The sequence below is a fragment of the Dolichospermum heterosporum TAC447 genome (assembly GCF_024584745.1).
Taxonomy (GTDB): domain Bacteria; phylum Cyanobacteriota; class Cyanobacteriia; order Cyanobacteriales; family Nostocaceae; genus Dolichospermum; species Dolichospermum heterosporum.
Genome location: NZ_CP099464.1, coordinates 1,239,420 through 1,250,667, shown reverse-complemented (window position 1 = coordinate 1,250,667; position 11,248 = coordinate 1,239,420). Strand labels below are relative to the sequence as shown.

The following is an 11,248-nucleotide window of genomic DNA, read 5'->3' as shown; positions in this document are numbered from 1 at the left end:
AAATAGTTGAATTGAAGTGAATTTCCCACCTATAGGGCAAGGGCAGGGAAGACACTGATCGCATTTCCCGTGGTCTGTGCTAAAAACTGGCTGTCAATCAACTCCTCATAGGCAGCTAAATCCTGCTGCCAGTGAGCGATCGCCTGATTTAAATTCTCCAAACGTTCCTCCCCTGATTCACCACTCACTTCATGGTGGAAATTGCCGGCAAACAACACTGCGGGAACTTCTTCATCTAGCATTTTTAGCTTCACCTCATTAATACCCAATCGCAGTTGGCAGCTTTCTAAGGTGTAAATCAAGTTAATTCCCGCCTGCATCGGTGCAGTGCCGAAATTCTGCCAGCTACCTTGGACAAGAATTGTTTCCGTAATATATTTGTAAGCGGCATCTGGCTGACCTTCAAAGGTGACAAACCGCTGAGGATTGATGCCCACCGCTTGGTAATCAAGATTAGGCAAAACGGCAGCATAGCGGCGAGCAATGTCGGCAATCTGCATCTCTTCAAGGTGGTTGCTTATGCCTTGGGAAAAGCTCACCATTTCCGACTGCGCCGACATCCTGATGCCATTTTTGAAGATAATGTGAGTCCCTCGTGGGGATATGACCGGAGGACGCGCCAATTCCCAGTCTGTGGGAATTACACCACTACCATTCAGGAAATCTGGAGTTAACAGGGTCGAACTGTGGTTTCTAATAGCTAAGACAATGGATATATCCTGAATATGTGCAGTTTCATGAAAGTTTTTTAGCATCAATCAATTACTCCTTTCTAAGGTATTGAAGTTAAGATCAATCGAAATTACTAGTAGACAACGCCGAAAATAACCAATCATTAAAAATTCCTAAAAAGCTGATTTAGTAGGCTCTTGAAGTCTCTCCAAGTAGAGCAAATACCCTTGTTTAATCTGCTTTTTACATTTTTAATTGTTAATTCTAACGTCCTGTACTATTCCTAATAAATACCTGATTTATTCAGCTTTCATGTATTAGGCAAGGTTGATTTTTTGCAGCGTAAAGCTATTACTCATAATTAATCACGACACTTTTCATAACCTTTGTGGAAAATACAAACATTATGATGCCAAGCAATTTTTATCCACAAATAAGCAAGTGGAAAATTATGAGAAACTCCTTGCTCGTTAAAACCCATCGGTTCAACAGCATTGTGTTTTGGTTGATAAGCCCGTTACTTTATGTAGGTATAGTACCCACACAAATATATTATTAATTGACAATCTCTTTTACCCTGAGATTTCAGAACAAACATAACATGGATATCTTTACTTAGCAATAACTATTCTCAAAATTTTCCAGCCAAATTGGCGATTTTCATCCGATAAAACCCTTACCGGAAAAAGAACCTGCTAGAGAATATACAAGCTACTTGATTATAAATAGAGGCAATATTTGATAATAATATGCAACAAAAGGTCTGTTTAATGTCTCTGGTGCTAGGTTTGATATCGTTTGATATTGGAGGAGGTTGGGGGTTGGGTTCTTGTATTTCACTCAACCAAGAACCGCCATAAGCTAAAATTTGCTCACTGAGAACGTTGAATGTTACCTGATTTTACCCAACCTTCTTTATCGGTATTAGGAATGCGAATTTTTTGCCATTTTTTATCGGCGCTTTCTTCTAAAATAATTACTTTTTTATTACCACCAACTCCACCAATAGTGGAAGAATTTGCGTCTGGTTCAGACCGCATACTTAACCCATCTGCCCAAGTGACAGTTCCTTCGTAGGCATCTGGAGGTAGTGGTTTGGGTGATTCTGTGGGTGTGGGAGTAGCCATAGGACTAGATGTGGGTTTGGGAGTAGTTGGTTTTTTAGGTGGAGATTTGGCAATGGCTTTGGGCTTTTTGGCTGAGAAAGAAGGATTATCGTTAGGATACATTGGTTTGGGAGGAGTTACGGCGGTACGGTTAACAAAATAGAGGGCAACTGTTAAGCCAGTACCTAATAAAACTGCGATCGCTAAGACAAAACCGAGTATAACTTTAAGTAAGTTTGTCAGCATATAGTAGGGAATTGGTAATTGGTAATTGGTAATTGGTAATTGGTTAGTTTTTTTCTTCTTCCTTCTTCCTTCTTTCTTTTCTTACTTCTGATAAAGGGCGCGGGGCCCGCGCCCCTACCTCCTGACTCCTATAATTGACGTTGAATGCGATCGCTTAAAGGACTATATTTAGATGCTAGACGCGCCCTACCGGCGGCTGCCCATTCTTGGAGTTTTTGAATCTGTTCCACAGCGGTTCGCGCTAAGGGGATAATTTGACTGGCAGCTTCTAAAATATCATCAGTGGTGAAATCACGGTTTTGACTAAAGCCAATGTGCATGGCTTCAATTAACGTTTGTTCAATTTCTGCACCGGAAAAATCGGGAGTTTCGTAGGCTAATCTTTCGATTTCATAGCTGTTCAAATTATGGGGACGCAATCGGGATAAATGCACATTGAAAATAGCTTTTCTTTCTTCTTGGCTGGGTAAACCGACAAAGAAAATTTCATCAAATCGCCCTTTTCGTAACATTTCTGGTGGTAAAGCCTGAATATCGTTAGCAGTAGCTACGACAAAGACAGGGGAAGTTTTTTCCGCTAACCAATTAATAAAAGTCCCAAATACTCGGCTTGTAGTTCCCGCATCACCTTTGCTACCCAAACCAGAAAAAGCCTTATCAATTTCATCAATCCAGAGTATACAGGGAGCGAGCGCTTCTGCGACTTGAATCATTTGCCGAGTGCGGGATTCTGACTCACCCACCAAACCGCCAAATAGCCGCCCTACGTCTAATCGTAACAGAGGTAAGTGCCAATGGTGAGCGATCGCCTTGGCGGTTAAAGATTTCCCAGTTCCCTGAATTCCCACCAACATTAACCCACGAGGATGAGGTAAACCGTATTGTCGGGCTTTTTCGCTAAACGAACCCCCACGCCGAATTAACCAATCCTTCAAATTATCCAAACCACCAATATCAGTAATTTCTTCAGTGGCGGGGTAAAAATCAAGAATTTGGGTTTGGCGGATAGTTTGCCGCTTTTCTGCCAAAACTAAATCTACATCTTCTGGTTCTAATTGTCCATGAGTGGCGATTCCTCGCGCCAATACCCGGCGGATTCTTTCCATAGACAACCCTTGACAAGAACGCACCAAATCATCCAAAAACTTGCCAACAGGTGGATTTCCAGTAGCTTGTAACAACCGTTCCACCTCCGTTTTGATTTCCGGGGCGTTAGGTAAAGGAAACTCAACCACCGTCAGCACTTCCGTTAAATCATCAGGAATAGCAACGCGAGGGGATAATAAGACAATATTTTTCGGTTGGGATTTCAGGAGTCGGGCTAAATTACGGAGTTTGCGAGAAATAGCCACATCATCCAAAAATCTATGATAATCTCGTAAAATCAATACCGCAGGTGCAGCGGCAGTCAACTTTTCCACAAACTCCAAAGCCTGTAAAGGATTGCGTTTACCAAACCCCACATCATTCGGACTACCCTGATAACCGTCCACAAAATCCCAAGTATACACCGGACGATTACCTTGATTTGTCGCCTCTTCCCGAATCGCCGCCTCTACCCGTTCCTCCTCATAAGTAGGAATATAAATCAACGGATAACGGGCGCGGAGTAACAATTTAAACTCATCACGAAAATTCATAAAAACAAGTATGGCTAAAGCCGTATTATCAAAATCAATAAGGTTTAGTATAATACTATATCCGATTGTACACCCCCCATTGAGAATCAATGCAGACTTACCAGAGTGAAATTAAAAAATCAAAGATTATAAACTCTTACTCTCTGCGACTCTGCGCCTCTGCGTGAAACAAATCCAAAATAAAAATCCATGCTTACCCAAGATAAAAAACAAATCAACTGGAAACCTATTATCAAAAAATTTGTCGCTGTAGTTGGTGAAAAAGGCGTAGTTCAACGTAAAGAAGAACTCCTCACCTATGAATGTGACGGTTTAACCAGCTACAAACAACGTCCCCCAGTTGCAGTATTACCCAGAACCACAGAACAAGTATCAGAAATTGTCAAAATTTGCAATCAATACTCCGTTCCTTTTATCGCTAGAGGTTCAGGAACAGGTTTATCTGGTGGTGCTTTACCAACAGAAAATTCCGTTTTGATTGTCACTTCTTTAATGCGACAAATCCTCAGCATTGACGTAGAAAATCAACGGGCCGTAGTGCAACCAGGAGTAATTAATAGTTGGGTGACACAAGCAGTTAGCGGTGCTGGGTTTTATTTTGCCCCTGACCCTTCCAGTCAAATTATTTGTTCCATTGGTGGCAATATTGCCGAAAATTCTGGGGGAGTCCATTGTTTAAAATATGGTGTAACAACAAATCATGTTTTAGGTTTAAAACTTGTGCTTCCTGACGGTGAAATAGTTGATGTTGGTGGACAAATTCCTGAAATGCCGGGTTATGATTTAACAGGTGTATTTGTCGGTTCAGAAGGAACATTAGGGATTGCCACAGAAATCACCTTAAAAATCCTCAAAAGTGCCGAATCAATTTGTGTATTACTCGCAGATTTTACCAGCGTAGATGCTGCGGCTGCCACTGTTTCTGATATTATCAGCGCGGGGATTATTCCTGGTGGCATGGAAATGATGGATAATATTAGTATTAATGCTGTAGAAGATGTTGTTGCCACTAATTGTTATCCCCGTGATGCCACAGCTATTTTATTAGTAGAAATTGATGGTTTAGAAGTAGAAGTTTCTGCAAATAAACAGCGAGTTATAGAAATTTGTCGCCAAAATGGGGCACGAAATGTCACCAGTGCTAGTGACCCAGAAACTAGATTAAAATTATGGAAAGGCAGAAAAGCGGCTTTTGCGGCTGCGGGACATATTAGCCCTGATTATTATGTGCAAGATGGCGTAATTCCTCGGACTCAATTACCTTATGTCCTCCAAGAAATTGAGAGATTAAGTCATGAATATGGTTATCCTATTGCCAATGTTTTTCATGCTGGAGATGGGAATTTGCACCCATTAATTTTATTTGATAATTCTGTACATGGAGAATTAGAAAAAGTCGAAGAATTAGGGGGAGAGATTCTCCGGCTATGCGTAAGAGTAGGTGGTAGTATTTCCGGTGAACATGGTATTGGTGCTGATAAGAAATGCTATATGCCAGATATGTTTAGCGAAGCTGATTTAGAGACTATGCAATGGGTAAGACAGGTATTTAATCCCCAAGGTTTAGCAAATCCCGGCAAGATTTTCCCCACACCCCGCACTTGTGGAGAAGCAGCGAAAGCCTCCATTCAACAATTCCCAGGAGTAGAAAGATTCTAAGTAGGGTGAGGTTTCCCCGCCCAGAAATGAAAAAGAAATCTCTCTATTTCTCCTCCCTCTGCGTCCTCTGCGCCTCTGTGGTTCGTTTTTTTCATTTATTGCTTATTTTTGGTAAGTTTCAACAAGTAGATGCTACTGACTCTCGTGAAAAAGGAGGAACAGGTTTAGATTTAGCTATTTGTCGGAGTATTAGTATTACAAATAACAGAAATGCTGCAATGAAATAATGTTCTATGGCATTACTCAGATCCAAGGCTGCAAGGCTGAAAATATCCTCACGGGGGAGGAGAAGCAGTTTTGCCATCTTCAAAAAATCTTTAGAATTCTTCACATATCACTTATAATTCTAAAAGATACATAAATATTGTGTCTTTTTTACTGTTTTATTAAAAAATATCCATATCTTTATCTAATCCCCATAATAAAATTAGATTTTGTAGTTATATGGATATTAGCAATCTCGATTTATTTAACAAATGAATTCTGTATTTCAGCAAGTTTTCGGATATTTTGTATGTTTGGGATTTGTCATCAGTTTAACAATATTCCCCATTTTTGCAAATCCTGATTATACTCAAAATTCAAATTCTTTACCTGTAACTACAGAAATTCGTGGTGTTTGGCTGACTAATGTTGCCAGTGGTGTTTTTTATATCCCTTGGGGTATTGATAGGGCAATAAATCAATTAGCCAACCTCAATTTTAATACTATTTATCCGGTAGTGTGGAATCGAGGTTACACCTTTTATAAAAGTCCTTTAGCCAAAAAAATCACAGGTTCAGATAGTCAACCTTTGCTGAATTTTATTCATGGTAAAAATGATTTTTTAGCCAAGGTAGTTAAATTGGCTAGAAGTAAAGATTTGACAATAATTCCTTGGTTTGAATATGGGTTAATGACTCCTCCTGATTCTGCGTTAGCTAAACTACATCCAGACTGGTTAACTATTGGACAAAAGGGTGTAGAATCCATATCTGAAAACTTACTAGAAGATATGATTAATGGTGTTTATAAACAAGCTTGGCTAAATCCTCTACATCCTCAAGTTCAGAACTTTATTCGTGGGTTAATTTTAGAAGTTGTCAAAAATTATAATGTAGATGGTATTCAAATTGATGATCATTTTGGAATGCCTGTACAGCTTGGTTATGATGCTTTTACGGTAAACCTTTATCAAAAAGAACATCGAGGAAAAAAACCACCAACTAATCCTTTTGATTCAGAATGGATGCGCTGGAGGGCTAATAAAATTACTGCATTTATGAACAGTATTTCTAAATCTGTAAAAGCAATTAAACCCTATGCCAAAATATCTCTTTCTCCCAACTCACAGTATTTTGCTTATAAATACTATTTACAAGATTGGGAAAATTGGGTAAAACAAGATCTAATAGATGAGTTGATTTTACAGGTATACAGAAGTGAAAAAACCTCTTTTATCACAGAAATGTCCAAACCATCAATAAAATTGGCTATGAAGAAAATTCCTGTAGCTATTGGTATCTCAACCGGAAATTTATTAAAGCCTGTAGAGATTGATCAAGTTAAGGAACAAATAAAAATAGTCCGCAAGCAAAAACTTGCTGGTTTCTCTTTTTTCTATTGGGAAAGTTTATGGGGTTATATTACTCCCGAATCGCCTTATCAACGTCGTCGGGCGTTTCTCCAGATGTTTGATACTCAAGCTGTTAGACCATTAAAATTGAAGAAAATATAATGCAATTATCATCTGTTAAATCTAATTATATAAGTTTAAATTTTACGTTTAAATGGGTTTTTGCTACTTTCCTGGGGTTTTTATTGAGTTTATTAATGATTGAAGTCAGTGAAAAACCAGATATGAGTGTTTTAGAAGCTGCTATAGGGAGTTTAACAATTTCTATCCCCCAAAGTTATCTTCTCAGACAATCTATTTTTCCTGGAAAATGGGTACTATCTACTCTTTTTTCTTGGATAATTATTGCAGTAATAGGTGTTGGTGTTTTGGGCTGGACTGTGACTATTTCTGCGTTTCTACCTACGCGAATTTTTTTAGGCATTATTGTTGGTGGTATTGGTGGTTTATTAATTGGTATATCACAATGGTGTTTGGCTATTCCCCCATCATTTCCTTCAGCATGGAAATGGATATTTGTCAATATTATAAGTTGGATGATAGCTATGCCTATTGGTTCAACTATCGGCTTATTTTTGCACAGAATTACTAATTTATTTTTAGGGGAAGTAGTGGGATTAGCTATTACCTGGTTATTGGTGGCAATATTAACAGGAATCTCTGCGGTGAAAATAATTAAAGATTTATAGGGTTTGCTGATATACTCAAAACGGCTAGAAGCTGGACTTTTTTATCATACAAAGAACAAGTTCAAAGCCTCTCCAGTATTAAATATTATTCCTTTTCCCTCTCCTCTTAGGCTACGATGTACACACAAGTTATCGAATCACCATTATTCTTCAAATTACCCCACACTAACCCTCCCCGATGCTTTGGGGAGGGAACTAATTTTTCTGCTTTCCCCCCTTTATGAGGTGGGTAATTTAACTTTGATTAGACATCTCCAGAAAAGATGTAGAGACGTTCCATGGAACGTCTCTACAAAGGCAGGACAAGCCGCATCTTATTTTTGGTTCCTAATTCTTGATTTATCCTTTGTGCCAGCGTGTACCTTCTTTGCTATCTATTAAGGTAATGCCTTTTGTGAATAATTGATCACGAATTCTATCAGATTCAGCAAAGTCTTTGGCTTTTCTTGCTGCTTGTCTTTGTTGAATTAGTTCCTCAATTTCCACATCACTGAATCCATCCTGTACAGGTGTTTCTGTTTCTGGTTTAGCAGTTAAACCCAGAACATCTGCTAATGTAATTAAAGTTTGCCATTTTTCCAGTAATTCATGGGCGGAAGTTTCTGTTTTACCTTGATGAACAATAATATTTCCTTCCCGAATTAATTCTTTTGCTAATTCAAAAATTACTGCTAATCCACCAGGGAAATTAAAATCATCATCAACAGCTTCTTTGAATTTCTCAATCTCAGAATTTTGGATTTTGGATTTTGGATTTTGGATGAGGTTAGATTCATCCCACCCTAATTTTTTACCATGTTGATAACCAAAAAGTAATCCTTCCTTGATGGTATGCCAGCCATTTGTGGCGGCTAATATAGCATCATCGGTAAAATCTATAGGTTTGCGATATTGTGCCATCATCACAAATAATCTTACCGCCATTGGGTCTACACCCCGATCTAATAATTGACGAATGGTGATAAAATTACCCAAAGATTTGGACATTTTTTCCCCATCTACCTTCACCATGCCATTGTGTAACCAATAATTAGCTAAAGGTTTTCCGGTAACGGCTTCCGATTGAGCAATTTCGTTTTCATGGTGGGGGAAAATTAAGTCAGCACCACCAGCATGAATATCTATAGTATCACCCAGGCGATCGCGCACCATCGCCGAGCATTCAATATGCCATCCTGGACGACCTTTTCCCCAGGGAGACTCCCACGCAGGTTCACCGGGTTTTGCAGCCTTCCACAGAGCAAAATCAAAGGGGTATCGCTTCTTTTGATATTCTGCATCTTCGACATTTACCCGTTCACTTGCACCAGCTTGCATATCCTCTAATTTGCGTCCCGAAAGTTTGCCATATTCAGCAAAATTCTGGACTGCATAATACACATCACCAGCAGACGGATACGCAAAACCTTTGTGTTCTAAATCGTGAATTAATCTTTGAATCCCATTCATTGTATGTGTCGCGCGGGGATATTCATCAGCCTCTTTAATCCCCAACCGGGACATATCCTCAAAATAAGCTTGAATATATCGTTCTGCAACAACTTCCATCGAAGAATCTTCTTCTCGTGCGCGTTTAAGAATTTTATCATCAATATCAGTAAAATTTTGGATATAACGCACATCATAACCAATAAACTGAAGGTAACGACGCACCACATCCCAAACAATACAAGCTCTAGCATGACCCAAATGGCAGTAATCATAAACCGTCACACCGCAGTAATACATCTTAACCTTTCCAGGTTCGACAGTGGTAAATTGTTCTTGACGACGGGTAAGAGTATTGTAAATAGATAGGGTCATAATAGAGTAATGCGGAAATCGGACGATAAACAATAATAACCCAACTTGATGACAATGGCGTAAATGAAAATTTTAGTAGCTAATAATTGGCTATAATTCTTATTAGTAAAACTCCGTAATCTTGTTCAGCACTTACGCTACTGGCAAATTGGTAGGGTGCGTCAGAGTGCATAAATCTTGTAAATAAACAGATTATTAATATCTGACGCACCCTACAACTATAATCATTATTAGTAAAACTTCGTAATCTTGTTAACACTTGGAGGTAATACCAATTTTATATGAGGCTACACAGAATCATAGAATCCATTAATTCATCCGGCTTTATCTGCGTTTATCTGCGTTTATCTGCGGTCAATTATTCTGGAAATATTATTCTACGCAGCTTCATCTTAATTTAGTGTTACTCTAATGCCGAGTGGACAAAACCAAGATAAAATTGAGAATACACCAAAATCCCCCTTCATGACTATGCCAACAACAGTTAATTCCGAATCTCACGCAATGGAAGTTGCCAAGCAAGGTTTACCAGTTACCATTATTACAGGTTTTCTTGGTAGCGGTAAGACCACCTTACTCAACCATATTCTCACAAATCAGCAAGGTGTAAAAACTGCGGTTTTAGTGAATGAATTTGGCGAAATTGGCATTGATAATGAATTGGTTATTTCCACTGACGAAAACATGGTGGAATTAAGTAATGGTTGTATTTGTTGCACCATTAATAATGACTTAGTTGATGCTGTTTACAAAGTTTTGGAAAGAGAAGAAAAGCTAGATTATCTAGTTGTAGAAACAACAGGTTTAGCAGATCCTTTACCTGTGGCTATGACATTTCTAGGTTCAGAATTACGAGATTTAACTCGGTTAGATTCTATTATTACTGTAGTTGATGCAGCAAATTATAGCTTAGATTTATTCAATTCTGAAGCGGCTTTGAGTCAAATTACTTATGGTGATGTGATTATTCTCAATAAAACTGATTTGGTTGATGAACCAACCTTACAGGATTTAGAGAAAAAAATTAACAATATCAAAGAAGGTTCCAGAATTATTCGCACAACAAAATCCCAAGTTCCCCTTCCTTTGATTCTGAGTGTCGGGTTGTTTGAATCTGATAAATATTTTGATAACCACGCAGAAGAACATCATGATCATGATCACCATGATCATGCTGATTGTGGACACGAAAATCACGACGATCATGATCATTCTACCTGTGGACATGACCACCATGATCATGAACATCATCACCATTCTGACCATTTAGAAAATGATGGTTTTCTCTCTATTTCTTTCCAAAGTGATAAACCTTTTTCAATTAAAAAGTTTCAACATTTTCTAGATAACCAATTATCCACAAATGTCTTCCGTGCTAAGGGGATTATGTGGTTTGATGAAAGTCCGCAACGACATATTTTCCATCTTTGTGGTAAACGCTTTACTATTGATGATGATCAATGGAAAGGTGAAAAGAAAAATCAATTAGTGTTAATTGGTCAAAATCTAGATACCGAAACCTTACTCCAGCAGTTAGAAAACTGTATTTGTCTTCCTTCGGTAACTAGAGGTAAGGGATTTGGCAAGTAGTAAGTAATTGGACAAAAATATTTACAGTCATTGCGAGGGAAGGGAAGCAATCACAACCCTTGGAATTGCTTGATTTCACTTCGTTCCATATGGCTAACGCCACGCTGCGCTAACGCAATGACATTGTGTAATTAATTCTGTCTCACTACTTAATTAGTTGTTTTCTGATCATATCTAGACCCCCAACCATTGGTGTCAATTTAAGCTCAAATCCCTACCACATCTCG

General features: G+C 38.6%; 9 protein-coding genes. 5 read left to right on the top strand and 4 right to left on the bottom strand.

What is annotated here, in order from left to right:
- Positions 1-29: 29 nt before the first annotated feature.
- From NG743_RS05650 to NG743_RS05640, 3 genes are all read right to left on the bottom strand, one after another.
- Positions 30-755: a hypothetical protein gene (locus tag NG743_RS05650; protein WP_257121661.1), complete on the bottom strand. Its 726-nt coding sequence runs from the start codon at positions 753-755 to the stop codon at positions 30-32.
- Positions 756-1,544: 789 nt separating this feature from the next.
- Positions 1,545-2,024, bottom strand: a complete 480-nt coding sequence (locus tag NG743_RS05645; RefSeq protein WP_257121660.1) for an SH3 domain-containing protein — start codon at positions 2,022-2,024, stop codon at positions 1,545-1,547.
- 128 nt (positions 2,025-2,152) lie between these two features.
- Positions 2,153-3,664 (bottom strand): Ycf46 family AAA ATPase, encoded by a 1,512-nt coding sequence (locus tag NG743_RS05640; protein ID WP_027404491.1) that lies wholly within the window; start codon positions 3,662-3,664, stop codon positions 2,153-2,155.
- 189 nt (positions 3,665-3,853) lie between these two features.
- Between NG743_RS05640 and glcD the strand changes: the two genes are divergently transcribed.
- The 4 genes from glcD (at position 3,854) to NG743_RS05620 (ending at position 7,628) form a co-directional block, all read left to right on the top strand.
- A complete protein-coding gene (gene glcD / locus NG743_RS05635) occupies positions 3,854-5,323 on the top strand; it encodes a glycolate oxidase subunit GlcD (protein ID WP_027404492.1) in 1,470 nt (489 codons plus the stop codon).
- A 77-nt stretch (positions 5,324-5,400) separates the two neighbouring features.
- Positions 5,401-5,550, top strand: coding sequence for a hypothetical protein (locus NG743_RS05630; RefSeq protein ID WP_193963769.1), 150 nt, complete (start codon positions 5,401-5,403; stop codon positions 5,548-5,550).
- 249 nt (positions 5,551-5,799) lie between these two features.
- Positions 5,800-7,041 carry a glycoside hydrolase family 10-like protein gene (locus NG743_RS05625; RefSeq protein ID WP_027404493.1) on the top strand — a complete coding sequence of 414 codons (1,242 nt, stop codon included), beginning with the start codon at positions 5,800-5,802 and terminating at the stop codon, positions 7,039-7,041.
- Positions 7,041-7,628 carry a hypothetical protein gene (locus NG743_RS05620; protein ID WP_035083301.1) on the top strand — a complete coding sequence of 196 codons (588 nt, stop codon included), beginning with the start codon at positions 7,041-7,043 and terminating at the stop codon, positions 7,626-7,628. Before NG743_RS05625 ends, NG743_RS05620 begins: the two co-directional genes overlap by 1 nt.
- Before the next feature lie 339 nt (positions 7,629-7,967).
- On the opposite strand, the gene cysS is transcribed toward NG743_RS05620, so the two are convergent.
- Complete coding sequence (cysS, locus tag NG743_RS05615) at positions 7,968-9,431, bottom strand: cysteine--tRNA ligase (RefSeq protein WP_193963281.1); 1,464 nt, start codon at positions 9,429-9,431, stop codon at positions 7,968-7,970.
- 471 nt (positions 9,432-9,902) lie between these two features.
- Between cysS and NG743_RS05610 the strand changes: the two genes are divergently transcribed.
- Positions 9,903-11,021 (top strand): CobW family GTP-binding protein, encoded by a 1,119-nt coding sequence (locus NG743_RS05610; RefSeq protein ID WP_027404496.1) that lies wholly within the window; start codon positions 9,903-9,905, stop codon positions 11,019-11,021.
- The last annotated feature ends 227 nt before the right edge of the window (positions 11,022-11,248 follow it).

Bases quoted from the DNA above. Each gene is read 5' to 3' on its own strand.
- NG743_RS05650 (WP_257121661.1), bottom strand. From the start codon at position 755: ATGCTAAAAAACTTTCATGAAACTGCACATATTCAGGATATATCCATT.
- cysS (WP_193963281.1), bottom strand. From the start codon at position 9,431: ATGACCCTATCTATTTACAATACTCTTACCCGTCGTCAAGAACAATTT.
- NG743_RS05645 (WP_257121660.1), bottom strand. From the start codon at position 2,024: ATGCTGACAAACTTACTTAAAGTTATACTCGGTTTTGTCTTAGCGATC.
- NG743_RS05620 (WP_035083301.1), top strand. From the start codon at position 7,041: ATGCAATTATCATCTGTTAAATCTAATTATATAAGTTTAAATTTTACG.
- NG743_RS05625 (WP_027404493.1), top strand. From the start codon at position 5,800: ATGAATTCTGTATTTCAGCAAGTTTTCGGATATTTTGTATGTTTGGGA.
- NG743_RS05610 (WP_027404496.1), top strand. From the start codon at position 9,903: ATGCCAACAACAGTTAATTCCGAATCTCACGCAATGGAAGTTGCCAAG.
- NG743_RS05640 (WP_027404491.1), bottom strand. From the start codon at position 3,664: ATGAATTTTCGTGATGAGTTTAAATTGTTACTCCGCGCCCGTTATCCG.
- glcD (WP_027404492.1), top strand. From the start codon at position 3,854: ATGCTTACCCAAGATAAAAAACAAATCAACTGGAAACCTATTATCAAA.